This is a genomic window from Streptomyces sp. NPDC001137 (assembly GCF_040298885.1).
In the GTDB taxonomy this organism is placed as follows: Bacteria; Actinomycetota; Actinomycetes; order Streptomycetales; family Streptomycetaceae; genus Streptomyces.
Genome location: NZ_JBEPBA010000009.1, coordinates 26,854 through 50,976, shown reverse-complemented (window position 1 = coordinate 50,976; position 24,123 = coordinate 26,854). Strand labels below are relative to the sequence as shown.

Sequence of the window (24,123 nt, the reverse complement as noted above, 5' to 3'; positions counted from 1 at the left end):
GACCTGATCTTGACCCGAGTACGGGGAACAGTTCCCGCGCCCGCCTGGTTGGCACCGCCGTAATACTTGATACATCAAACAACCATGGAGGAGCCCGTGCCGCCGACCTCTCGCCCCCTGCGCAAGCTGGGTTTCCTGACCATCGGCCTGTTCGGCGAGGCGGATCCGCGCCGCGGCCACGAGTCCACGCTGGAGATCATCGAGCTGGGCGAGCGGCTCGGCTTCGACAGCGCGTGGCTGCGCCACCGGCACCTCCAGTACGGCATCTCGTCCCCGGTCGCCGTCATGGCGGCCGCCTCGCAGCGCACCAGCCGTATCGAGCTCGGCACGGCGGTCATCCCGCTCGGCTGGGAGAACCCGTTGCGGCTGGCCGAGGACCTGGCGACGGTCGACATCCTGTCCGGGGGCCGCATCAACCCGGGCGTCAGCGTCGGCCCGCCGATGCACTACGACCAGGTCAAGGAGGCGCTGTACCCGGACACGGCGGAGGCCGAGGACTTCTCCTACGAGCGGGTGCGGCGGCTGCTGGACTTCGTGCGCGGCAAGAGCGCCACGGACTTCAGCGGGGTCGAAGGGTTCGAGGTGTTCAGCGATCGGGTGCAGCCGCACTCCCCCGGCCTGGGCAGGCGGCTGTGGTACGGCGGCGGCAGCCTGAGTTCGGCGCGTTGGGCCGGGGAGCACGGCATGAACTTCCTGACCAGCAGTGTCGTAAAGGCCGAGGGAGCGGATGAGGGGTCGGACCTCGACTTCGCGGAGATCCAGCTGTCCCACATCCGCGCCTTCCGCGCCCATCACCCCGACGGCGACGAGGCCCGCGTCTCACAGGGCCTGGTCGTCATCCCCACCGACTCCGCCTCGCCCGAACAGCGCGCGAAGTACGAGGAGTTCGTCGTCAAGCGCACTCCTCGCACGACCTCGCCGCAGGGCCCGGCCCGACTGCTGTTCGCGCCGGACATCGTCGGCAGCTCCGAGGAGATCGCCGAACGCCTCCACGCCCATGCCGCGTTCCGCGAGGTGGACGAGGTGGCGTTCGCGCTGCCGTTCACCTTCGAGCACGAGGACTATGTGCAGATCCTCACCGACATGGCCACGAGGCTCGGGCCGGCGCTCGGCTGGCAGCCCGCCGCTTGAGCGCCTGCGTCACCAGCGGCCGGGTTCGGTCCCGACGAGCGGCTGCGAGGGCCGGCCGTCCACGCCGACCGGGACGTCGCCCGTGAGCATCACCCGGTGCATGATCCGGGGGAAGCCGAGGTGGGCGTTGTCGCTGGGAGCGAGGTGGATGGTGGCCCGGTTGTCCCAGAAGGCCACACTGCCCGGCTCCCAGCGGAAGCGCACCGTGTACTCGGGCCGCACCGCCTGCTCCAGCAGCATGTCCAGCAGCGCCCGGCTCTCCGGACGCGAGACGTCGGTGATCTGCTCGAGGTAGTAGCCGTTGACGAACAGCACCCGCTCCCCCGTCTCCGGGTGCACCCGCACCAGGGGGTGCACGGAGGCGACCTGATGGTCCAGCAGGTACCGCAGGTAGGCGTCGTCGCCGGGCCTCGGCTGGTAGCCGACGCCGAGCCGGTGCTCGGCCCGCAGCCCGTCCACGAACTCCCGCACCGGGCCGGACAGTCCGGCGTACGCGGCCGCCAGGTTCGACCACGTCGTGTCGCCTCCGTACGGCGGGACGGTCTCGGCGCGCAGGATCGTCGCGGCCGGCGGGTCGATGCGGGCACCGTGGTCGCAGTGCCAGCCACGCAGCAGGGTGTGCCGGCGGCGCTGCAGCCACTCCTCGTGCTCCATGCCGAACCTTCCGCCCAGCTCCAGCCGGTCGGCGGTGGTCTCCACCTCGGGAAAGTCCGGCGGCGAGGCGCTACCCCGCTTGCGCAGCACGACGGGTTCGCCGAACCTGCGCGCGAACCGCACGTGCCCGGCGTGGTCCAGCCGCTGCCCGCGGAAGAACACCACCTTCCAGCGCAGCACGGCCGCCCGGATCGCGGCGACCACGGCATCGTCCAGGTCACCGGCCAGATCGACGTCCGTGATCTCGGCCCCGATGTGCCCGGCCACCGGCTGCACCTCGATGCCCGCGGCCCGTCCGACGTCCGTCACCGTGTCCCGCTCATTCGCCATGCGCACTCCGCCGATCACCCTGACCGGCTCCGCTCGGCCGATCGCCGTATCCGATCTTCGCAGGGAATGCGCCGGACGTCCTGCGCCCTGCTCCCGCTCCTGAGCGCGCCCATGGGCGCTACCGAGACGCCACCCGCCCGCCCGTCGAGGCCGGCCCGCCCTCGACTGCCGGACGACGAGTGAAGCCTCCTGTCGATCAAGCCCATGAGGTACCTACGTGCTTCAGCGCCGTCCGCTGATGGACAGGGCCGCCGGGCGTGTACCAGCCCGCCTTCCCTGGCGGCGGCCCCCTGCGCCCTCTCCGCGGCGCGCACCGGGATCGCTGCCGAAACGCGGCCCGGCACGCCGCCCTGAGGCCGCTCCGACCTCAACTGCCGGGCGTGCGCCCCCCTTGTGGATCAGGCCCGTCCTGCACGTGCCGGCTTCGGCGTCGTCCGGCGGTGGACTGGGCCGCCGGGCGTGTACCAGCCCGCCTTCTTGCGTACCGCCGGCGAGGGGTCCTCGGTGTGGGCGCGTACCAGGGCGGCGAGGGCTTGCGGGGTGGTGTGCACCCACAGCCCGACGAGTTCGGTGGCCATGGCTCTGACGTGGGGGTCCGGGTCGTGGTGGAGGAGCTGGATCGCGCGGGGCTGGAGTACGGCGGGGTCGGGGCGGCAGGCGTCCGCGTCCGGCTTGCAGCGGTCGCAGGACAGGGCGTGGAGCGCCGCTACCCGCACCCGGGCGTCCGGGTCGTCGAGCATGGCGGTCAGGTCGTCCGTCGCCTCGGGCACCAGCAGTTGGTCCAGCAGCCTGCAGCATTCCTCCCGCACCCGCGGAAGCGGATGTCTCAGCCCTCGGCGGATGTCGGGCACGGCTTCCGCCCCGCGCCGCAGGAGTTCCCGAAAGGCGCCCGGCCGCCGCGGCTCACTGCCCAGTGCGTCGACGAGGGCGCCGGTGACGGTTTCGGCTGTCGGCATGTCGTCCACCTTCCTCCCTCGTCGAGTCTGCGCGTCCGGCCGCGGTGGCTCCAAAGGGTTTTCCGCGGGGCGGGAGGCCGCACTCACATACTGAACTCCCGTATGACGGTGTTCCGGAACACCGCCTTCCCGTCGATCGTGAACAGCGCCAGGCCGGTGTCGACCAGGTACGGGAACACCTCGCTGGAGTGCACGTACCGGCCGTCGTCGAGGTACATCTCCACGGACGTGCGGTCCACGAGGATGCGCAGCTTCACCGTGCCCGCGGAATGGCTGAACGGGGTGTGGCTCTCCTGCCACTTGCCGGAGGCGTCCGGGTTGACGGTGTTGCGGCGGTTGAGGAAGCCGTAGTCGTTGTAGATGCCGGCGTCGATGTGACGGCCGCCGTCGGGTGAGCGGCGCAACTGGAGTCCGGCGCCCGTGAGTCGGTCCCAGGTGATCTCGGTGGTGAGCTCGTAGGAGATGCCCTGGTAGTCGAGCACCTTGGTGCCGTCGACGGTCACGTCGCCCAGGTTCACCGTGCGGGAGACATACGCGTCGAGGGCGGCGACGGGCCGGGAGGCCAGGTAGTAGGTGCCGGCGGAGTCCCGCTTCAGGGTGAGCTCGCGGACGATCGAGTCGGTGCCGTTGAAGCCGTCGCAGTCGATGGTGGGTGTGGTGCCCGCGTAGTCCCAGTTGTTCAGCCAGCCGAGCGCGTAGCGTACGCCGGGGTCCTGGGTGCCGTTGGTGTTCCGCTTCTCGAAGGTGACGGCGCCGTACCAGTCCCAGCCGTGGTCGAGCCATTGCGGATCGGCGGCGTCGGCGGTGAAGGCGCTGCCGTCGAAGGCGCCCGTCCAGTACGCGTACGTGTTGGGCAGCCCCGAGCCCTTGCCGTTGGCGCTGACGCCCAGCACCCACTTCACCGTGCCGTCCTCGGCGGTGATGCGGAACAGGTCGGGACATTCCAGCGTGCCGATCCCGTCCCTGACGAATCCTCCGGCGTACGTCCAGGACTTGAGGTCGGCGGAGTGGTAGAAGCCCACCTTGGTGCCCTCGGCGAGGGCCATCACCCAGCGGTCGCGGTCCTTGTCGCGGATCACCTTGGGATCGCGGAAGTCGGCGACACCGGGGTTGGGCAGGACCGGGTCGGTGCCGTGGTGGGTGAAGGTGCGGCCACCGTCGGTGGAGTAGTACAGGAACTGCTCCTGGTGGTCGGTTCCGCCGCCGGGCGACATGGTGGCGATGACGATCACCGCGCCGGCGCCGAAGCCTGCCGTGTTGTCCGTGTCGACCACCGCCGAGCCCGACCAGACGTCGCCGTTGGGGGTGGTGTCCTTCGGCACGGCGACCCCGCGGTCGGTGAAGGAGACCAGGTCGGTGCTGGTGGCCAGGCGCCAGGCCGTGCCGACGGGGCCAGTGGGGTAGTCGGCGTTGTAGAGGTAGTAGTAGTGGTACTCGCCGTCGATCCAGACCGGGCGCTGGGGGTCGTTCTTCCAGGCGTCGGGGACCGTGAAGTGGTAGGCGGCGCGGTAGCTCGCGCAACCGGCTCTGGTCGTCTTGGGTTTGGCGGTGGCCCGTGCTGCGGGAAGCAGCGCGGCGGCTCCTCCGGCGGTGGTGCCGGTCAGCAGGGCCCTGCGGGACATCCCACGCATCATTCTGCGTTCCTCTCGTCGTCGAGTGGAGAACGGCGGCTCGTGTGGTGCAGGACTGTGCGGCCTAACTCGTTAAAGGTCAAGGGGTGCACGACTCTTGACAGGCCCGTTGCGGGCTTCCCATCATCTGGGCATCGACCCTGATCTAACACGAGTTAGGCATGTTGGATGACCGACTCGCACGTCACCCGCCGCAGCCTGCTGCGGTACGGGGCCTACGGAGCGGGGGCCGCCGCCCTGGCCGGCACCGCCGCGAGCTGGGACCGGCTCACCGGAGCCGACATCCCCGGCCGCGACGACGGCTCCCTCGTCGTCGCCACCCTCGGGCCCGCCTACGGCCCGGAGGCCATCCGCACCCTCACCGAGGGCTTCCGGAAAGTGCACCCCGACATCAAGCTGCGGATCAACGCCGTACAGGCCGTCGACTGGTCCGACTTCTTCGCGAAGATCCTCACCCAGATCGCGGCGGGCACCGCACCCGACCTCGTCTACGTCGCCACGGAGGGCGTGCAGCTGTTCGCGCAGCGCCTCGGGGTCCCGCTGGACCGCTGGGTGCAGCGGGACGCGGCCGAACTCAAGGAGTACTTCGCCGACGTCCACCCCTCGCTGGTGGAGTCGATGATGTACGAGGGGCACCTCTACCAGCTGCCCGTCGAGTTCAACGCGGCCGACATGTATCTGAACCGGCAGGTGCTCGAGCGGGCGGGCGCGGACTTCCCGGCGCCCGACTGGACCCGCGAGGACTTCACCGCCTTGCTGCGGGCCATGAAGAAGTCGAGCGGCTCGCAGTTCACGCCGTACTTCTGGACCAACCGGCTGTGGGGCGGCGTGGTGCCCTGGCTCTTCGCGGGCGGCACCAATCTGCTCACGGAGTCCAAGGCGCCGGGCGGCGCCTGGCTGTGGGACTCCTTCTATCCGGCCGCCCAGCGGCAGGGCCGCGGCGGCGGTTTCCGCTGGACGCGCCCGCAGGCCACCGCCGGACGCGTGGAGGAGGCGTACGACTACCTCGCCTCCCTCATCCAGGAGGGCCTGTGCACCCGCCCCGAGGGCGGCAACGGCCAGAACCTCGTCGGCGTGTTCTCCACCGGCCGGGTGGGTGTCACCCCGGCGGGCGGCTTCTGGGCCGGCGGACTGCACCTCGCCGGGATGCAGGCGGACGCCTTCGACGTGCAGTACTTCCCGCGCTGGCGCACCCAGCGCCACCAGTTCGGCGCGGCGGGCTATGCGCTGCTGCGGACCTCCAAGAAGCAGGACGAGGCCTGGGAGTTCATCAAGTACGCCGCCCGCCGGGACACCCTGATGCGGCTGTTCGACACCAACCAGACCACCCCTGCGCGCCGCTCGATGCTGACCGCCGCCCGCTACCGGGAGACCGGGCCGAAGCACTGGCAGGTCTTCTACGACACCCTCGACAAGTTCCCCGACACCGGGCCGATCCCCGCCCCGCCGCAGGTCGCCGAGGTGACCGAGGTGCTGCTCAAGCACACCGGCACCGCCCTTGCCTCCCCGCGCTCGGTGCGCCCCGCACTGCGCCGCATGCAGGGCGACCTGGAGAAGGCCATGGAGCGTGACACATGACGAACACCCAGGTTCCCGCCGTACGGCCGCGGGCCGCCACACCGGCCGTCGACGTGGCGCGCACCTCGCCCCTGCGCACCCGCGGCACCCGGCTGCTCGCCGCCCTCTTCCTCGCACCCACGATCGTCGGCATCGTCGTGTTCACGGTCGTACCGATCCTCGGCTCGGTGGTGCTGAGCCTGTTCCACTGGAACGTGATCGACTCGCCCAGCTTCGCGGGGGCGGCCAACTACCGTGAGGTCTTCACCGATTCCACCGTGCGGGTCTCCTTCTTCAACACGCTCGTGTTCATGGTCTTCGCGGTCGCCGCGCAGCTGCTGATCGCCCTCGCGCTGGCGCTGACCCTGAACGGGCGGATGCCGGTGTGGCTGCGTTCGGTGTTCCGCTCGGCGTTCTTCTTTCCGCTGGTGCTGTCCGCCGCGTCGATCTCCGTGGTGATGAAGTACCTGTTCAACCAGGACTTCGGGGTGGTGAACTGGCTGATCGGGCTGGTCGGGATCTCGCCGGTGCCCTGGCTGACCTCGGAGCACGCGGCGCTCGCGACCGTGATCATCGTCTATGTGTGGCAGCAGTTCGGCTTCTCGTTCCTGCTGTTCATCGGCGGTCTGAACAACATCCCCAAGGAGGTCCACGAGGCCGCCTCCCTGGACGGTGCGACCGGCCTGCGCAAGCACCTGCATGTGACGCTGCCGCTGCTGTCGCCGACGCTGCTGGTGGCGACCGTGGTCGGTGTCATCAACGCGCTGCAGGTCTTCGAGCAGCCGTATGTGCTGACCAACGGCGGGCCCGGCGACTCCACCCGCACCGTCGTGATGGTCATCTACGAGACCGCGTTCGAGCAGCTGCGCTTCGGCGAGGCGTCCGCGGTGGGCGTGCTGCTGTTCGTGCTGATCATGGCGGTGACCGCCCTGCAGTTCCGGCTCAGCCGGCGTTTCGTCCACTACCAGTGAGCCGGGTGACCTCCATGAGCCAAGCAAGCCTGTCCCTGAGCCGCGCCCGGTACTCCCTCGGGCCATGGGCACGGATCGCCGCCCTGGCGGTGTGCGCGCTGCTGACCCTCGGCCCGGTCATCTGGACCGTCTCCACCTCGCTGCGCACCCCGGCCCAGTCCTTCGACCTGCCTCCGAAGATCATCCCTACGCATCCGACGGGAGAGGCCTACCGAGGAGTGTTCGGCCAGATCGACGTGTGGCTGCTCGCCCTGAACTCGACGCTGGTGACCGCGCTGATCGCGGTCGGCCAGATGATCACGGCGGGGCTTGCCGGGTATGCGTTCGCACGCCTCGAATTCCGTTTCAAGAAGCCCCTGTTCGGGCTGGTCCTTGCGACGATGATGGTGCCGCTCCAGGTCACCATCGTGCCGGTGTTCCTGGTGCTGAAGTCGATGGGCCTGACCGACACCCTGCTCGGTCTGATCATTCCGGCCTTCCCGACCGCGTTCGGCACCTTCCTGATGCGCCAGTACTTCCTGGGCATGCCCAAGGACCTGGGCGAGGCGGCCATGCTGGACGGTGCCGGGCCCTGGCGGATCTTCCGCTCGGTGTATGCGCCGCTGGCCGCGCCCGGCCTCGCCATCGTCGGTGTGCTGGCCTTCAACTACCACTGGAACGAGTTCTTCCGGCCGCTGATCCTGGAGACCTCCGGGCAGAACTACACGCTGCCGCTGGGCCTGGTCTCCCTCCAGGGCAACCTGGGCACCGGCTCCATCTCGGTGGTCCTCGCCGGTGTCGTCCTCTCCATGCTCCCCGCCGTCGCCGTGTTCGTCGTCGGCCAGCGCCCTCTGCGTGAGGGCATCACGTCCGCAGGAGTCAATCGTTGAGCAACGACGCCCCGCGCTTCAGGGTCCGTCCGCCCGCCGGCTGGATCAACGACCCCAACGGGCCGTTCCGCCGACGGGACCGCTACCACCTCTTCTACCAGCACAACCCCGACGCACCCGTGCACACGAACGTCCACTGGGGTCATGCCTCCAGCGCCGACCTCGCGCACTGGGAGCACCATCCGGTCGCGCTCGCCCCGACACCCGGCGGCCCGGACGAGGCGGGCTGCTGGTCCGGCTGCGTGGTCGACGACGACGGTGTGCCGACCGCCGTGTACACCGGCGTCGACCGCCACCACACCGGCCTGGGCACCATCTGTCTGGCCCGGGCGGTCGTCCCGGACGACGAGACGCTGACCGACTGGAAACCGCTGCCGACACCCGTGGTGACCGGCCCGCCCGCCGGTCTGGACGTGGTGATGTTCCGTGATCCGTTCGTGTTCCGCCACGGCGGGCGGAGATGGGCGCTGGTTGGTGCGGGGCATGCGGACGGGACCCCGTCGGTGCTGCTGTACGACTGCGACGACCTGCTCCACTGGCGTTTCGCCGGGGTGCTCCTCGACGGCAACGACCCCGTCGCCGCGGACGTCTTCGGGGACAAGGCGGTCGGCTGGGAGTGCCCCCAGCTGTACGCGACGGCGAGCGGCGAGTGGGTGCTCGTGCTGTCGCTGTGGGACGGCGACCCTTGTTCCACCGGCTATCTGACGGGTCGTCTGCACCCGTACGGCGAGGAGGAGTTGCGGTTCGAGGCGCGGACCGGCGGACGGCTCGACCACGGGCGGGACTTCTACGCGCCTGCCGTGCTCCAGGAGCCGGACCGGGCCCTGATGTGGGGCTGGTCCTGGGAGTCCCGCGCGCACGGCGAGGTCGAGCGCGCCGGCTGGGCAGGGGTGCTCACCGCGCCGCGCGTCGTGGACGTCCATCCGGACGGCGCGCTGCGGGTCGTACCGGCGCCGGAGCTCCAACTCCTGCGCGCGGCCGAGCCGTTCGTCACCGCGCCCGCCCGGGTGGCCCTCCCTCAGTCGTACGACCTGACCGTCACCGCAGGCGGGCGGACCACCGTGGGTCTGCTGAGGTCGGCCGCGGGCGCGCGGCTCACGGTCCGGCTGGATCCGGACGAGGGCACCGTGACGCTGGATCGCAGCGACTGGCCGCGGACCCGGCCCGACGGGTCGGCACCGATCGTGGTGCGGGCGCCCGCCCGGCAGGTGCGGATGCTTGTCGACGGTTCACTGTTCGAGCTGTTCGTCGACGACCGGCTCACCGTCACCGAGCGGGTCTATCCGCGCCCCGGCGATGTGCGCGAGCTGGTCGTGGCGGGCAACGCGGAAGCCGTCACCGGATGGGAACTGGTCCCACCTACGCCCAAGTGACCACCGAGCGGGTCCACCCACGCCCCGGCAATGGGCGGACCCGGTCGTAGCGAGAAAAGCGGAAGCCATCACCGGATCGAAGCCGGCCCGAGCCCGAATGATCACCGGACGGGTCCCTCCTCGCCCCCGCGACGGGCCCGTCCCCATCGCAGCAGGGAACGCCGTCACCAGGTGGGAGCCGGCCCCACCGACGCCCACGTGACCACCGGACGGGCCCGCGCCCCCCGTGATGGGTCCAACCCCGTCACAGCAGGGAACGCCGTTACCGGATGAGCACCGGTCCCGCCTACGCCCACATGATTACCGCACAGCCCCGCGCCCCCCGTGATGGGCCCAACCCCGTCACAGCAGGGAGCCCCGTCACCGGATGGGCACCGGTCCACCGACGCCCGAGTGACCACCGGGCAGGTCTCTCCGCGCCCCGGCAATAGGCGGACCTGGTCGTGGCGGGGAAAGCGGAGGCCGCCACCGGGCGGGAGCAGGTCCGGCGCCCGAGCGACCGCCGGACGGGCCCGCCCGCGCCCCCGCGACGGGCCCGACCCCGTCACAGCAGGGACCGCCGTCACCAGGTGGGAGCCGGTCCCACCGACGCTCGAGTGATCACCGGGCAGGCCAGGCGCCGCACGCCGGCGGGGGGTGTCCTTCCGGTGTCGATGGCGTCCAGCAGCAGCCTGGCGGCCGCCTCGCCCATGGCCCGGTGGGGCAGCGCGACCGTGGTCAGGGGCGGGGTGAGGAAGGCGGCCATGTGCTCCTGGTCGTCGTAGCCGATCACCGAGAGGTCGCCGGGGACGGCGATGCCGAGGCGGGTCGCGGCGTGCAGGACGCCCGCCGCGACCCGGTCGTTGTAGCAGAAGACGCCGGTCGGGCGCCGGTCGGCCGGAGCGCCGTCGAGGATGCGCAGCGCGCCCTGGTATCCGCCGGAGATCTCGCCGCCGCTGCGCACGACCCACTCCTTGGGCACGGTGATCCCCTCGGCGCGCAGGGTGTCCCGGAAGCCGCGCAGCCGCTCGACCGACGCGATGTCGTCCGTGCCGCCGATCATGGCGACCTTGCGGTGGCCTTCCTCCAGCAGCAGCCGGGCCGCCGTGCGGCCCCCGGCGCGCTCGGCGGGGATGACGGCGGGCAGGGAGTCGTCCTCGGGCAGGCAGTTGGCGAGGACGGAGTGGGTGCGGTGCAGGCCCTCGGGGACGCGGACCCGGCGCAGCGACATGGCGGCGTAGATGATGCCGTCGACGCGGCGGTCGAGGAGTTCGGCGACGGCCGCGTCCTCCTTGTCCCGGTCGCCGCCGGAGTCGACGGTCAGGACGAGGTGTTCGCTGTCCCAGGCGGTCTCCATGGCGCCGCGCAGCAGCCGGCCCGCGAAGGGCGAGGAGGCGATCTCATCGGTGACCAGGCCGATCACGGCGGTCCGGCGGCGCCTCAGGCCGCGGGCGACGGGATCGGGCCGGTAGCCGAGCTGGGCGGCGGCCTGCCGGATGCGCTCCTGGGTGGCGGGTGAGAGGTTGCCTTCGGCACGGCCGTTGAACACGAAGGAGACGGCGGTGTGCGACACGCCGGCGAGCCGGGCGACGTCGCGTGACGTGGGCCGTCCGGTTCCCTCCGGGCCCTTGTCCTCGGTGCTGCCCATCCCGTGCGCTGCCTTCATCCCCCACCCGTCCGGTTGATCACAGCTCACCCTATCCGTGACGCTGGAGGTACGGCACAGTCGAGGGAAAGGTCCCACGGTGATCACCGTCCCCACGCACACGCTCAACGACGGCACGACTCTCCCCGCTCTCGGCCTGGGCACCTGGCCGATGTCCGACGCGGAGGCCGAACGGGCCGTCTCCGAGGCCCTCGGCCTGGGCTACCGCCTGGTCGACTCCGCCACCAACTACGGCAACGAGACCGGAGTCGGGCGGGGTGTCGCCCGCAGTGACGTCCCCCGGGAGGAGGTCGTGGTGACGACGAAGCTGCCGGGCCGGCACCACGGCTACGAGGAGACCCTGGCCTCCTTCGAGGAGTCCCGCAGCCGGCTGGGCATGGAGTACGTCGACCTGTACCTGATCCACTGGCCGCTCCCCCGGGTCGGAAAGTACGTCGACTCGTGGCGGGCCATGATCAAGCTGCGGGAGGAGGGCCTGGTCCGCTCCATCGGCGTCTCCAACTTCACCGTCGAGCACATCGAACGGCTGGAGAAGGAGACCGGGGTACTGCCGTCCGTCAACCAGATCGAACTGCACCCCTTCTTCCCGCAGGACGAGCTGCGCGCCTTCCACACGGCCAAGGGCATCCGCACCGAGAGCTGGACACCCCTCGGCCGCGGCGAGGGCCTGCTCGACGACCCCGTCATCGCCGGCATCGCGGAATCCTTCGGGGTGACACCCGCCCAGGTGGTCCTGCGCTGGCACACCCAGCTGGGCGCGGTGCCCATCCCGAAGTCCTCGAACCCCGAGCGGCAGCGGGCGAACCTCGACGTCTTCGGCTTCGAACTGGACCCCGCCCAGCTGGACGCGATCGCCGACCGGGCTCACCGGCGTCTCGGCGGGGATCCTGAGGTGCACGAGGAGTTCTGAGCCGTCCGCCGGGTACCCGGGGCCCACGAGGCAGGACGCATGAAAGGAGCCGGAGGTGGGTGAGCGGGACCGGCTGCGGGAGTATCGCGGCAAGCGTGACTTCGGGCGGACCAAGGAGCCGCAGGGGCGGTCTGCCGCCCCGGGTGCCGAGCCGCGGTTCGTGGTGCAGATCCATGACGCCAGCACCATGCACTTCGACTTCCGGCTGCAGGTCGGCGACGTACTGAAGTCGTGGTCGATCCCGAAGGGCCCCTCCGGCGATCCGCAGGACAAACGGCTCGCAGTGCCCACGGAGGACCATCCGCTGGAGTACGAGGAGTTCGAGGGCGTGATCCCGCGGGGCGAGTACGGCGGCGGCACCGTGATCGTGTGGGACCACGGCAGCTACGAGCCCCTCAGCCACGACAGCAAGGGGCGGCCCGTCGACTTCGGGGAGTCGCTCGAGCGCGGACATGCCCGCTTCCGCCTCAAGGGGTCGAAGCTGCACGGCGAGTACGCCCTCACCCGCTTCCGCGGCGGCAAGGACGGGGACACCGAGGAAGCCTGGCTGCTGGTGAAGGCGGGCGGCGGGGCCCACGGGCACGGGACGCCTGATCCGCGCCGGGCCCGCTCGGTCAGCAGTGGCCGGACGCTCGCCCAGGTCGCGGCGGCCGCCGAGGAGCAGTGAGCGAGGGTGTCCGGCCTGCTGGACTCGCTCCCGGACAAGGAACCGGAGCTGCTGCGCACGGGGCGGCCGGGCGCGGAGCTGGCCGCCCGGCCGATGCTCGCCACGCTCAGTGACCGGCGGGACTTCGACAGCGGCTGGATCTTCGAACGGAAGCTGGACGGCGTACGGCTGCTGGCGGTGCGGGACGGCGGTCGGGTCACGCTGCTGTCCCGCACGGGGCGCCGCCTCAACGACACGTACCCGGAGATCGTCGAGGCGCTGGCCGCCCAGTCCTGCACGGACTTCACCGTGGACGGGGAGGTCGTCGCCTTCACCCGGGGCCGCACCGACTTCGCCCGGCTCCAGCAGCGCATGGGCCTGACACGCCGGGCGGACATCGAGGCGAGCGGTGTCGCGGTGACGTACTACGTGTTCGACCTGCTGGGACTTGAGGGCGCGGACCTCACCCGGCTGCCGCTCAGGACCCGCAAGTCCCTGTTGCGCCGCGCCCTGACCTACCGCGCTCCCCTGCGGCTGACCTCCCACCGCAACGAGGGCGGCGCCGACCTGCTGGCCGCCTCCTGCGCCCGCGGCTGGGAAGGCCTGATCGCCAAGCGGGCCGACGGCGACTACCAGCCGCGCCGCTCCACCGACTGGCTGAAGCTCAAGTGCTCCCAGGGGCAGGAATTCGTCGTCGGCGGGTTCACCGAACCCGCGGGCAGCCGGGTCGGCCTGGGGGCCTTGCTCCTCGGCTACCAGGAACACGGGAAACTGCGGTACGCGGGCAAGGTCGGCACCGGCTTCGACCGCGCCACGCTGCTCTCGCTGCGGGAGCAACTGGACGAACTGCGCGCCGCCGACCCGCCGTTCGAGGGCCGGGTGCGTGAGGCGGGCGCCCGGTGGGTGCGGCCGGCACTGGTCGCGCAGATCGACTTCACCGAGTGGACGCGGGACGGGATGCTGCGGCATCCGCGGTTCCTCGGTCTGCGGGACGACAAGAAACCCGAGGACGTCGTGCGGGAGCGGCCGGGCACCTGAGAGAGCGCCCATGTGAGAGGGAGAGATGGCCAACTCAAGGAGTTCCGGGCCGGATTGTCTCGTTCCGGCCCCAACAAGCGGCCCGGGCCTTTATGTTCACGGCGGTACTCGATCTTCGCCTCGTCCCGGAAGGCCTTTCCGCATGCGCAACGCGCTCCGTACCACCGTCGTCGGCGCGGTCGTCGCCGGCACCGTCCTGACCTGCGGCACCGCCGGCGCCACTCCACCCGGACCGGGAGTGACCGCCAAGCTGATCAGCTCCACCACCGTCGGGAACACCGACTACGTCATACGGGAGATCACCGTCCCGCCCGGTCAGGGCACCGGCTGGCACTACCACGACGGCACGGTCTACGGCTTCGTCCGGCAGGGCACGCTGACCCACTACCACTCGGACTGCGCCGAGGACGGCGTGTACAGGACCGGGACCACCGTCCGCGAGCCGGGCGGTCCGGCCGACGTCCACTTCGGGCGCAACGAGGGCGACACCCCCCTCATCCTCGAGGTGCTGTACATCCTCCCGCACGGCGCGCCCTACTCGGAGGACGTGCCGAACCCGGGCTGCCCCTTCCAGTGATCAGACCGGGGGCAGCGTCTGTTCGGCCCAGATGGTCTTGCCCCGGCCCGTCTGGCGGCTGCCCCAGCGCTGGGTGAGCTGGGCGACCAGCAGCAGTCCGCGGCCGCCCTCGTCGAAGGCGTGCGCCCGGCGCAGATGCGGTGAGGTGGAACTGCCGTCGGAGACCTCGCAGATGAGGTTGCGGTCGCGGATCAGCCGCAGCTGGACGGGGGGCGCGCCGTACCGGATCGCGTTGGTGACCAGTTCGCTGACGACGAGTTCGGTGACGAAGGCGGCCTCGTCCAGGCCCCAGGCGGTCAGCTGCTCGGTGGCCGCCTGGCGGGCCGCGGCCACGCGTTCCGGATCGGGGGTGATGTCCCAGGTGGCGACCCGGTCCTCGCCCAGCGCCCGGGTGCGGGCCAGCAGCAGCGCCACGTCGTCACTGGGCTCCTCCGGCAGCACGGCCTTGAGGACCGTGTCGCACAGCGTGTCGAGGGTGTCGGCGCGGGCGGTCAGTGCGCGGCACAGTTCGGCCTGGGCGTGGTCGACGTCGCGGTCGCGGTCCTCGATCAGGCCGTCCGTGTACAGGGCGACGACGGAGCCCTCGGGCAGTTCCAGCTCCGTGGACTCGAAGGGCAGACCGCCGACGCCGAGCGGGGGTCCGGCCGTCATGGGGACGAGGCTCGCGGTGCCGTCGGGCAGCAGCAGCGCGGGCGGTGGATGGCCGGCCGCGGCGAGGTGGAGGCGGCGCGAGACAGGGTCGTAGACCGCGTAGAGGCAGGTGGCGCCGAGCTCCGCGACCTCGTCGCCGGTGTCGTCCGACGCCAGGTGCGTGACCAGGTCGTCCAGATGGGTGAGGAGTTCGTCGGGCGGCAGGTCCACGTCCGCGAGGGTGCGTACGGCGGTGCAGAGGCGGCCCATGGTGGCCGAGGATGCGATGCCGTGTCCCACCACGTCGCCGACGACCAGGGCGACACGGCTGCCGGAGAGCGGGATCACGTCGAACCAGTCACCGCCGATGCCGACCAGGGAGTCGGAAGGCAGATAACGGTGGGCCACCTCGACCGCCGCCTGTCCGGGCAGTCCTTTCGGCAGCAGGCTGTGCTGCAGGGCCAGTGCGGTGGTGCGTTCGCGGCAGAAGCGGCGGGCGTTGTCGATGCAGACGGCGGCGCGGCTGGCGAGTTCCTCGGCGAGTACGGCGTCGTCGCCGCCGTAGTTGTCCGGATTGGCGATGCGGACGGCGACCGCGACGCCCAGGGTGGTGCCGCGGGCGCGCAGCGGTACCGCGAGCATCGAGTGCACCCCTCTGCGGTGGGGGCTGCCCCCGGGGGCTCGCGCGTTGCGCTCGGCGACCCAGCGCATGAAATCCTGTTCGCCCGCGTGGCTGAGGACCGCTCGTCCCGCTCTCAGTGCCTTCGCGGGCGGCGAGAACGACGGGTAGAAGTCGGTGTCGCCGATACGCACGGCCGCCTCGGGTGTGCCCTCGGTGACCGAGCCGTGGGCGACGCGGCGCAGCACGACGTCCATCTCGCGCGGTGCGGGGTGCTCCTCCGCGCCGAGGACCCAGTCGAGCAGGTCGACGCTGGCGAAGTCGGCGTAGCGGGGCACCAGCAGTTCGATGAGCTCCTCGGCGGTGCGCACCACGTCCAGTGTCGTGCCGATGGAGGCCGCCGCCTCGTTCAGCAGCGCGAGCCGCTCCCGGGCCCAGTACTGCTCGGTGCTGTCGAAGGCGGCGATGCCGGTTCCGATGACATTGCCGTCGGCGTCCCGGACCGGCCACATCTCGGTGGTCCAGGCGTGCTCCCGGTTCGAGGACGGCGCGTGCGCGTAGCTCTCGTATCGGACCGGTCTGCCCGTCTCGATGACCTGCTCCAGATGCCGCAGAAATCCCCGGTTGTACCCGACGTCCTGAACGGTGTCCATGAAGTACCGGCCGAGCAGGGTCTCGGCGGGCACCCCCATCACCTGGCAGGAAGCGTCGTTGAGCCGCAGATAGCGCTGGTCGGCGTCGAACACGGACAACGACATGGAGGCCTGCTGGAAGGCCTGCCCCGCAAGCGTCGGCTCCGGCCTGGCAGGCTGCTCGGCGGTGACCACGTATCGGTCGGGTGAGTCGTCCCCGCCGGACAGGGCGCATGCGCGGAGGGCGAGAGGCACCGAGGAGCCGTCACGGTGCCGGAGGACGACGGTGCCGGTCATGGCATCCAAGGCGCCGGGCGACGGGTCCTCGGCGAGCAGATCCCGCACCGGCCGGCCCACGGCCTCCTCGGCCGGGTATCCGGTCAGCCTCCGGGCACCTTCGCTCCACCCGGTCACGATGCCCCGGGCATCGACGGTCGCCGCAGCGGGGGCGTGCTCCATAAGGTTCAGGATGGTTCTTTTGTCTCACCGCTTCAACCGAAACGGAGGGCCGGGCGGACCCTCCGTTTCACGGCGGTCACTTCGTCCGGTCGCGCAGGGCGGCGAGGGCCCGGTCGGCGTGGGTGTTCATCCGCAGCTCGCTGCGGACGATCTCCAGGACGGTGCGGTCCTCCGCTATGACGAAGGTGACCCGCTTGGTGGGGGCCAGGGTGAAGCCGCGCTTGACGCCGAACCGCTCGCGGATCGTGCCGTCCGCGTCGGACAGCAGCGGCATGCCGAGGTTGTGGCGGCCGGTGAACTCCTGCTGCTTCTCGACGGAGTCCCCGCTGATGCCCACGGGCCGGGCACCGGCGGCCGCGAACTCGGCGGCCAGGTCACGGAAGTGGCAGGCCTCCGCGGTGCAGCCCGCGGTGAGGGCGGCGGGGTAGAAGAACAGCACGACCGGTCCGTCGGCGAGCAGCTCGGACAGGGTGCGGGTGGTGCCGGTCTCGTCCGGCAGCTCGAAGTCGTCGATCTTGTCGCCGACGTTCACACGCTCGCTCACCTAGCGGCCCTCCCCGCTCTTCGCGACGCTGCGGGCCCACAGGACGAGGGGCACCTGCAGCGGCAGCCGTCCGATGGCCGCGGCCTTCTGCGGGGTGGGGCGGTGCCGCCAGTCGACGGCCATCTTCACGTTGGCGGGGAACACGCCGACGAAGAACGCGGCGGCGGCGAGGGCCGCGGGCTTGCGGGTGCGGGGCAGTGCGATGCCCGCCGCAAGGGCCAGTTCGGCGGCGCCGCTGGCGTACGTCCATGTCCTGGGCCTGCCCGGCAGGGCCTCGGGGATGGTCTCGTCGAACTTGCTCGGCGAGGCGAAGTGGGCGACACCCGCGGTGGCCAGCAGGCCGGCGAGCAGCAGGGGCGAGCGTTCGGACCGTGGCACGGTTCCTCCTCTGATGACCTGCTGCCGGATGTTACCCGAGGGTAGAAGGGGTGGTTCCGGCGGCCTGGTCCGGGCCCCGCGCGCGGCGGTTGTGGGTTCCCGGGGTGTAGCCGAACGAGCGGTGGAAGACGTCGATGAAGGCGCTGGCGGAGGACCAGCCGCAGTGGTGGGCGACGGTCGTGACGGGGTCGCCGTCGGTCAGCATGCGCAGCGCGTGGTAGAGGCGGGACTGGGTGCGCCACTGCGGGAAGGTCATGCCGAACTCACGGCGGAAGAGACGGCTGAGGGTGCGTTCGCCGGCAGGCCGCGGCGCGGTCCTCCGTACGAGCGCGGCCACCGGCAGCGACGACTGGGCTTCGTCCCTGCGGCTGTCCGGTGCGATCGTGTGCCGCTCGATCGTCTTCGTCGGGCTGAGTGCCTTCGTCTCGCTCTACGTCCGTCAACGGACGGGCGGCGGGGCGGCGGCCGGAACGGCGGCGCTGTTCGTGCTGTACGGGGGCGGGGCGCTCGGCACCGTGGCCGGGGGACGGCTCGCCGACCGGTTCGGGCGGGTCGCGGTGGTGCGCCGGTCATACGCGCTGACCGTCCTGGCCGTCGCGGGCCTGATCCTGGCACCCGGCCCGGTGATCTACCTGTTCGTGGCGCTCACCTCGGCCGGCCTGTACGTCCCCTTCGCGCTGCACATCACGCTCGGCCAGGACTTCCTGCCCCGACGGCCGGGCACGGCGAGCGGGGTCACCCTGGGGCTGACGGTGAGCGTCGGCGGGCTTGCCGCCCCTGTTCTGGGGGCGCTGGCCGACGCCACCTCACTGCGGGCCGCCCTGGTCCCGCTGATCGTGCTGCCCGCCCTGGGCCGGCTTCTGCTGTGCGGTCTGCGGGAGCCCGCTGCGGCGGTGGAACCGGTGACCGTACGGCGGCGCCCCCGCGCGGCCTCGGCGTGAGGTCGCCGTCGGATCAGGCGGTACCCGCCGGCGCGGTCGTCCGTTCCGCCTCCATCTCGACGCCGGCGGCGAGGAAGTCGTCGACCATGCGGTGGAAGAGGGTGGCCAGCTGCCGCAGTTCCTCCGGCTCCCAGTGGGACAGGGCCAGCTGCATGCCCCGCGAACCGGCGTCACGGATACGGTCGATGGCCTGCTGCCCGGCCTCGGTCAGCTCGATGCGCTGGGCGCGTCGGTCATCGGGGTCCGGGACGCGGGTGACATAGCCGGACTTCTGGAGCTGCTGCACGGTGCGGGTGACATGGGACGCCTCCACTCCCAGCCGGGCGGCCAGCTCCCCTGGGCGCAGCGGCTCCGAATCGGCGACCTGCCGCAGCAGCGCCACGGCCGCCCGGTCCAGCGGCACGCCGGCCAGGGCCATCAGCCGGTCGTGCTGGCGGGCGCGCGTGCTCAGGTAGGTGATGCGGGTGAGCGCCCGCTCGATCTCGATCACTTCGTCCGAGGCGGGGGTGTCGGGGATCTCGGGGAGCGGTGGTGTGGGCATGCGATCCACTTTACCATTTGTTGCGTAACTCAAGTAATCCACTGCGGGCGTTTGCCCTGCGTATGGCGGCCGCATGGCGCGGCTGCACTACGTCCCCGGGCCGTCGGGGCACTGGGTTCCCGTCCCCCGGACGTCGAGCCCCGGCCCGGTGACGGTCACCGGCTGCGGGTCGGCCCCCGGCGCGATGACGCGTTGTGCCGCGACGGCCGTGCAGATGAGCTGTGCCGCGGCGAGTTCGCCCGAGTCCCCGGGACCGGCGGACAGCCGGATGGTCACGTGGCCGTCGCGGGAGGTCACCGTCACCCGGGACATCAGGGACGCGTCGGGCGGCAGCACCGTGTACAGGCCTTTGGCCTGTTCCGCCCGGGTCGGCCCCTTCAACAGGACCCGTACGGCCTGCTCGACATCCACCGGCCCGGCAAGGCTGCGGTCCACGCCGCGCAGGGTGCGGCCGGCCACGAAGTAGACCTGCAGCGTCGGCGCGACCCCGCTCGCGGGTCCGCCCGCCTCCACCACGCCGGTCGTGGGAATGCCGCAGGAGGTGAGCGCCCCCAGCATCGGGAGCCACAGCAGGAAGGCGGTTCGGCGGCCGGCTCTCATGGCCTGCTCCCTCGTGCCGATGCATCGCCTTCGGCCCGCCCCTGCGACAACTGCTCGTTGTGCAGCGGGAGTTCGACGGTGAAGACGGCGCCGCCCTGCGGCCGGTTCGCGGCGCTCACACTGCCGCCGTGCACGCGGACGTTCTCGGCGGTGATCGCCAGGCCCAGGCCGCTGCCCTCGGTGCGGGTGCGGGCGGCGTCCGACTTGTAGAAGCGCTCGAAGACATGAGGCAGCACGGCGTCGGGGATGCCGGGTCCGCTGTCCAGTACCTCGATGACCGCCCGTCGCTCCGCCGCAAGCCGTCCTGCCCCGGTCAGCCGCAACAGCACGGGGCGGGCGCCGTGCCGCAGGGCATTGCCGACCAGGTTCGCCACGACGACGTCGAGGCGGCGTGGGTCGACGCGCCCCCGCAGCGCGTCGGGCGGCGGCAACTCGGTGTCCACCAGGTCGGTCCAGCCGCGGGCGGCGAGGGTGCGGCGCAGCGACTCGGCCAGGTCGATCTCGTCCAGGTGCAGCACTGCCGCGCCGGCGTCGAAGCGGGAGATCTCCATCAGATCGTCCACCAGACGGGCCAACTTCACGGTCTCCTCACTGATCAGCCGGACCGCGGTGGCGGTGTCCGGGTCGAGGCGGGCGGCGTCCTCGTCGAGGACGTCGGTGACCGCAGACATGGCGGCCAGCGGGGTCCGCAGCTCGTGCGAGACGTCCGCGGCGAACCGGCGGGCCCGGGCCTCCATGCCGCGCAGTTCGGCGACGGACGCCTCCAGGGCGGCGGCCGTCTCGTTGAATGTGTGTGACAGATCGGCGAGTTCGTCGGAGCCGTCGACGGCGAGCCGGGTGTCCAGCCGCCCCTCGGCGATGCTGCGGGTGGCGCCGCGCAGCGCCCGCACCGGCCTGAGCACCCCGCGCGCGGCGAGCAGGGCCAGCAGCACGGCCAGTGCCAGGGCGGGCACGGTGGCCCGTTCGATGGCGGTGACCAGGGCGTCGACGTACGCCTGTTCCTTGGTCTGCGCCACGATCAGGAAGACCTGGAGGCCCGAGTCGCCCACGCCTCCGGCGAAGGTGACCGACATGCCGACGACGAGTGCGGTGTGGTCGCCGCTCTTCACCCGCTGGAAGACGGTGGCCAGTCGGGTGTCCACCGCCTTGCGCAGGGCCGGTGTGAGTTCCTCGAACCGGTCGCCCGGGAAGGAGGTAGCGCTCAGATCGCGGTAGGTGGCCATGACGCGCCAGGTCCCTGAGGGGTCGGTGGCGGCCATGGCGGCCGCGAACCGCCGCAGTTCGGCCTTGTCCGGCGGTGCGACGACCTCGGGGGCGAGCCGGTTCGCCTGGGCGCGCAGCTGCGCGATCACCGTGTCCTGGCTCTGCTGGAGCAGGCCCGTGCGCGCCTCGCGGAAGCTCAGGGCGCCGGTGGTCGCCGCGGTGAGCGCGGCCACGAGCGCGAACGCGACGACCAAACGGGTGCGCAGACCACGCAGTTGGGGCAGCCTGAAGCGCTCCGCCAACGCGCGTCGGGCCTTCGGCGTGCGGGTCACAGGGAGGCGAACCGGTAGCCGAAGCCGCGCACCGTCTCGATGTAGCGGGGTTCGCCCATCTTGGCGCGCAGCCGCTTCACGCAGGCGTCCACCAAGCGCGCGTCGGCGTGGTAGCTGTGTTCCCAGACCGCTTCCAGGAGTTGCTGCCGGCTGAACACCTGGCCGGGTGAGGCGGACAGGGTCATCAGGAGCCGCAGTTCGGAGGCGGCGAGCGCCACCGGCGCGCCCCTCAGGGTGACCGAGAAGCCGGCCCGGTCTACGGTCAGGTCCCCGTAGCGGTCGAGTTTGGGTATGCCGCCGTCGCCGGGGGTGCCGGCCGCCCGGCGCAGCACGGCACGGATCCGCGCCTCCAGCACCCGGGCCTGCACGGGCTTGACGACGTAGTCGTCGGCTCCGGCCTCCAGCCCTACGACGATGTCCTCGTCGTCGCCCCGCGCGGTGGCCATGATGATCGGCAGCGTCTGGTCGAGGGCGCGCAGCGCACGGCACACGTCAAGGCCCGGCATTCCGGGCAGCATCAGGTCCAGCACCACGACATCGGGCCGGAAGGACCGCACCAGCTCCACCCCCTCCTCCCCCGTCACGGCCGTGGCGACCTCGTGCCCCTGACGGCGCAGGGCAAGGGCGACGCCCTCCCGCACGGCACGGTCGTCTTCGATCAGCAGAACTCGCGGCATGGGCTCAGTATCGGCACCTCCACCGACCGCCCGGGCTTCTGTTACCGGATGATCATATGTGCCCGCAGCCGACAGGGCGTTACCTTTTCGTTATCGCTCGCGCCAGGTCCGATCACATATCGATCACAACCTGAACGACCATGACCGCGCACAAAGCAACTCGCTCGCCCCGTCGCCGTCGTCGCAAAGGCGTCTCGCACGCCGCCGCTCGACGGTCGAGGACGAAGGTGTGGGGAGGCCTGGCCGCGCTGACCGTCCTGAGCGTCACCGGTTTCGCGGCCGTGGGCCGGACGTCCGCGGACGCCCACAACGACCGGCCCCGACCCACCGCACATGCGAAGCCCTCGCACTCACCGCGCCCCGTCACGACGCCGCCCAGCCCGTCCCACAGCGCTTCCACCCCGCCCGCCCCGAAGATCCCGGCCACCGGACCGGACACGTTCACCACCGCGGCGGGCACAAGCGCCAAGGCCGGGACCGGCAAGGCGCTGCGCTACCGGGTCGAGGTCGAGAAGAACCTCGACCTGTCCACCGCCTCCGTCGCCAAGGAGGTGGAGCGCATACTCGCCGACCCGCGCGGCTGGACCGCCGACGGCCACTCGGCGTTCCAGCGGGTCTCCGGCGGCACCACCACCGACTTCGTCGTACGGGTCGCAACGCCCGGGACCGTGGACAGGACGTGCGCCGAGGGAGGCCTGGACACCGAAGGCCGGTACAACTGCAGCGTCAACCACAAGGTGATGGTCAACCTCGAACGCTGGCTGCTCGCCACGCCCGTCTACGCCAAGGACGTGACCGCCTACCACGCGCTGATCATCAACCACGAGGTCGGCCACTTCCTCGGACACGGCCACGTCACCTGTCCCGGTGCGGGGCAGCCGGCCCCGGCGATGATGCAGCAGATCAAGGGCATGCACGGCTGTGTGCCCAATGTCTGGCCGTACGACGAGCGGGGACGCTACCTCACCGGCCCCGCCGCCCCGTGAAGGTCACACCCCCGACACGGTCGAGTCGAGCCGCACGGCCTCGCCCCAGGCCACTCCGGCCGCGATCGCCTGCCGCCACGGCCTGAGGGCCTTGGGCGGCATGCCCACCGCAAGCGCACCGCTCACCCGCTCGCCGGTGCGGTACGCGGCCACGAACCTGCCCTCGGCCAAGCCCCCGTCGACCACGGCGACTTCGTCGCGCCCGCGCGGACAGCCGTAAGCCTGGATCTTCATGTCGTACTGGTCGGACCAGAAGTACGGCACCGGGGCGAACGGCTTACGGGCGGCGGGGCGCAGTAGATTGAGGGCGGCGGCCATGGCTCACTGCCGTCCCACAACCGCACTTTCGTGAGCGGCGCCTGTTCCTACAGGTCCTTGAGGGCGGGTGGCGGGTCGAAGGGGGCAGTGGCTCACCCTCCCGGAACGGTTTGGTGACGTAGTCCTTCTCCCCCAGGCCGAGTTCGGGCTCAAGCCGGTCCAGGGAGTCGTACACGGTCAGGAACAGGACCGCCGGCCGGCGGGCGGCGCTCACGGCCGAGGCCCGCGAGGTCGGGCAGCGCGGCATCGAGGACCACGAGATCGAAGCGCTGCCCATGGCTCGCGCCAGCGCCTCCGCCCCGGTGGCGGCCAGGCTGATCCGGTAGCCCGCCAACTCCATGGTGGTCGACAGCAGTTCGACCAGGTCCGGTTCACCCGCGACGACCAGGACATGCCGTCCGGCGCCGCGGGCAAGCGCCGACCTCTCGCCGATGGCGCCGTGGGGGGACTAGGGAGGCATGTCACTCACCCTATCCCCTTTCCATTGCTTGACTCAAGTAATCTACCCGTCCGCAGGGCGCTTTGCGCGGCCTCCCCGCGAGGGCGCTCACCCGCAAGGGCCTGCGCGATCCGCACGCGCCAGATGCGCTCGTCCGCGAGTTCGTGCGCGTCTGACCTCGCACGCTTCCTCCGACAGGGGCGCCCGTGTCGCAGGACACGGACGGTCCTCGCCCGTCGTTCCCGGCGGGGATCACCCACCATGGCTTCCAGGACCCGACCGGAGAGACGCGATGAGCATCCCTTGGCAGCGACACATGGACGAGCATGCGCGCACCGTCGAGATCCGCGTGTCCGGCACGCACCGGCCGAGCGGTGGGCACGTCATCGCCCCTGGCAGGACCCTCCTGCGGGGCCCTGTTCCAGCAGCGGACCCGCCCCCGCACTGCGCTCATGGTGACCGCTCTCGGGGCGGCCGACGCCGGCACGCTGGGCCGTCCGCTCGGGCCGTTGCCGTCGGCACCGGTGATGGTCGCC

22 protein-coding genes and 2 pseudogenes are annotated in these 24,123 nt (G+C 71.5%); 11 read left to right on the top strand and 13 right to left on the bottom strand.

The annotated features are described in order from the left end of the window. Positions 1-96 precede the first annotated feature (96 nt). Complete coding sequence (locus ABT254_RS19405) at positions 97-1,131, top strand: LLM class flavin-dependent oxidoreductase (RefSeq protein WP_351471273.1); 1,035 nt, start codon at positions 97-99, stop codon at positions 1,129-1,131. 9 nt (positions 1,132-1,140) lie between these two features. On the opposite strand, the gene ABT254_RS19400 is transcribed toward ABT254_RS19405, so the two are convergent. The 3 genes from ABT254_RS19400 to ABT254_RS19390 form a co-directional block, all read right to left on the bottom strand. Then, positions 1,141-2,115, bottom strand: coding sequence for a TauD/TfdA dioxygenase family protein (locus ABT254_RS19400; RefSeq protein ID WP_351471270.1), 975 nt, complete (start codon positions 2,113-2,115; stop codon positions 1,141-1,143). Positions 2,116-2,513: 398 nt separating this feature from the next. Beyond that, the gene (locus tag ABT254_RS19395) at positions 2,514-3,071 is read right to left on the bottom strand and encodes a HEAT repeat domain-containing protein (protein WP_351471268.1); all 558 of its coding nucleotides are present in this window, start codon (positions 3,069-3,071) and stop codon (positions 2,514-2,516) included. 83 nt (positions 3,072-3,154) lie between these two features. Further along, positions 3,155-4,702, bottom strand: a complete 1,548-nt coding sequence (locus tag ABT254_RS19390) for a glycoside hydrolase family 32 protein (RefSeq protein ID WP_351471987.1) — start codon at positions 4,700-4,702, stop codon at positions 3,155-3,157. Positions 4,703-4,870: 168 nt separating this feature from the next. Between ABT254_RS19390 and ABT254_RS19385 the strand changes: the two genes are divergently transcribed. The 4 genes from ABT254_RS19385 to ABT254_RS19370 are packed head-to-tail and all read left to right on the top strand — an operon-like array spanning position 4,871 to position 9,472. Continuing rightward, a complete protein-coding gene (locus ABT254_RS19385) occupies positions 4,871-6,280 on the top strand; it encodes an extracellular solute-binding protein (RefSeq protein ID WP_351471265.1) in 1,410 nt (469 codons plus the stop codon). After that, positions 6,277-7,230, top strand: a complete 954-nt coding sequence (locus ABT254_RS19380) for a carbohydrate ABC transporter permease (protein WP_351471262.1) — start codon at positions 6,277-6,279, stop codon at positions 7,228-7,230. The genes ABT254_RS19385 and ABT254_RS19380 overlap by 4 nt, the downstream gene beginning before the upstream one ends. Before the next feature lie 14 nt (positions 7,231-7,244). Beyond that, positions 7,245-8,099, top strand: a complete 855-nt coding sequence (locus ABT254_RS19375) for a carbohydrate ABC transporter permease (RefSeq protein WP_351471259.1) — start codon at positions 7,245-7,247, stop codon at positions 8,097-8,099. Beyond that, positions 8,096-9,472 (top strand): glycoside hydrolase family 32 protein, encoded by a 1,377-nt coding sequence (locus ABT254_RS19370; protein WP_351471256.1) that lies wholly within the window; start codon positions 8,096-8,098, stop codon positions 9,470-9,472. Before ABT254_RS19375 ends, ABT254_RS19370 begins: the two co-directional genes overlap by 4 nt. Positions 9,473-10,034: 562 nt before the next feature. On the opposite strand, the gene ABT254_RS19365 is transcribed toward ABT254_RS19370, so the two are convergent. Further along, a complete protein-coding gene (locus tag ABT254_RS19365; RefSeq protein ID WP_351471253.1) occupies positions 10,035-11,099 on the bottom strand; it encodes a LacI family DNA-binding transcriptional regulator in 1,065 nt (354 codons plus the stop codon). A gap of 97 nt (positions 11,100-11,196) precedes the next feature. Between ABT254_RS19365 and ABT254_RS19360 the strand changes: the two genes are divergently transcribed. The 4 genes from ABT254_RS19360 to ABT254_RS19345 all read left to right on the top strand — a co-directional run bounded on the left by ABT254_RS19360 (position 11,197) and on the right by ABT254_RS19345 (position 14,288). Next, complete coding sequence (locus ABT254_RS19360; protein WP_351471250.1) at positions 11,197-12,027, top strand: aldo/keto reductase; 831 nt, start codon at positions 11,197-11,199, stop codon at positions 12,025-12,027. A gap of 55 nt (positions 12,028-12,082) precedes the next feature. Further along, positions 12,083-12,694, top strand: coding sequence for a DNA polymerase ligase N-terminal domain-containing protein (locus tag ABT254_RS19355; RefSeq protein ID WP_351471247.1), 612 nt, complete (start codon positions 12,083-12,085; stop codon positions 12,692-12,694). 6 nt (positions 12,695-12,700) lie between these two features. Next, positions 12,701-13,711 carry a non-homologous end-joining DNA ligase gene (gene ligD / locus ABT254_RS19350; protein ID WP_351471244.1) on the top strand — a complete coding sequence of 337 codons (1,011 nt, stop codon included), beginning with the start codon at positions 12,701-12,703 and terminating at the stop codon, positions 13,709-13,711. Positions 13,712-13,853: 142 nt separating this feature from the next. Then, positions 13,854-14,288, top strand: a complete 435-nt coding sequence (locus ABT254_RS19345) for a cupin domain-containing protein (protein WP_351471241.1) — start codon at positions 13,854-13,856, stop codon at positions 14,286-14,288. Here the strand turns inward: ABT254_RS19345 and ABT254_RS19340 are convergent, their stop codons facing one another. The 4 genes and pseudogenes from ABT254_RS19340 to ABT254_RS19325 all read right to left on the bottom strand — a co-directional run. Then, positions 14,289-16,628: a SpoIIE family protein phosphatase gene (locus ABT254_RS19340; protein WP_351471239.1), complete on the bottom strand. Its 2,340-nt coding sequence runs from the start codon at positions 16,626-16,628 to the stop codon at positions 14,289-14,291. It abuts the gene before it with no gap. 76 nt (positions 16,629-16,704) lie between these two features. Further along, positions 16,705-17,172, bottom strand: coding sequence for a peroxiredoxin (locus ABT254_RS19335; RefSeq protein WP_351471237.1), 468 nt, complete (start codon positions 17,170-17,172; stop codon positions 16,705-16,707). After that, positions 17,173-17,550 (bottom strand): DoxX family protein, encoded by a 378-nt coding sequence (locus ABT254_RS19330; protein ID WP_351471234.1) that lies wholly within the window; start codon positions 17,548-17,550, stop codon positions 17,173-17,175. A 31-nt stretch (positions 17,551-17,581) separates the two neighbouring features. Next, a pseudogene (locus tag ABT254_RS19325) lies at positions 17,582-17,851 on the bottom strand (helix-turn-helix transcriptional regulator); the annotation flags it as partial. On the opposite strand from ABT254_RS19325, the pseudogene ABT254_RS19320 reads away from it, so the two are divergent. Then, a pseudogene (locus ABT254_RS19320) lies at positions 17,838-18,491 on the top strand (MFS transporter); the annotation flags it as partial. The pseudogenes ABT254_RS19325 and ABT254_RS19320 sit on opposite strands and share 14 nt — an antisense overlap. A gap of 13 nt (positions 18,492-18,504) precedes the next feature. On the opposite strand, the gene ABT254_RS19315 reads toward ABT254_RS19320, so the two are convergent. The 4 genes from ABT254_RS19315 to ABT254_RS19300 form a co-directional block, all read right to left on the bottom strand. Next, a complete protein-coding gene (locus tag ABT254_RS19315) occupies positions 18,505-19,032 on the bottom strand; it encodes a MarR family winged helix-turn-helix transcriptional regulator (protein WP_351471231.1) in 528 nt (175 codons plus the stop codon). An 87-nt stretch (positions 19,033-19,119) separates the two neighbouring features. Next, positions 19,120-19,632, bottom strand: coding sequence for a GerMN domain-containing protein (locus ABT254_RS19310; RefSeq protein ID WP_351471229.1), 513 nt, complete (start codon positions 19,630-19,632; stop codon positions 19,120-19,122). After that, a complete protein-coding gene (locus tag ABT254_RS19305) occupies positions 19,629-21,119 on the bottom strand; it encodes a sensor histidine kinase (protein ID WP_351471984.1) in 1,491 nt (496 codons plus the stop codon). Before ABT254_RS19305 ends, ABT254_RS19310 begins: the two co-directional genes overlap by 4 nt. A gap of 44 nt (positions 21,120-21,163) precedes the next feature. Further along, positions 21,164-21,844, bottom strand: coding sequence for a response regulator transcription factor (locus tag ABT254_RS19300; RefSeq protein WP_351471226.1), 681 nt, complete (start codon positions 21,842-21,844; stop codon positions 21,164-21,166). A 140-nt stretch (positions 21,845-21,984) separates the two neighbouring features. Here ABT254_RS19300 and ABT254_RS19295 point away from each other — a divergent pair, with 140 nt between their 5' ends. Beyond that, positions 21,985-22,830 carry a DUF3152 domain-containing protein gene (locus ABT254_RS19295; RefSeq protein WP_351471223.1) on the top strand — a complete coding sequence of 282 codons (846 nt, stop codon included), beginning with the start codon at positions 21,985-21,987 and terminating at the stop codon, positions 22,828-22,830. A 3-nt stretch (positions 22,831-22,833) separates the two neighbouring features. Here the strand turns inward: ABT254_RS19295 and ABT254_RS19290 are convergent, their stop codons facing one another. Then, on the bottom strand, positions 22,834-23,148 hold the full coding sequence (locus tag ABT254_RS19290) for an oxidoreductase C-terminal domain-containing protein (RefSeq protein WP_351471221.1): 315 nt from the start codon (positions 23,146-23,148) through the stop codon (positions 22,834-22,836). Between the last annotated feature and the right edge of the window lie 975 nt (positions 23,149-24,123).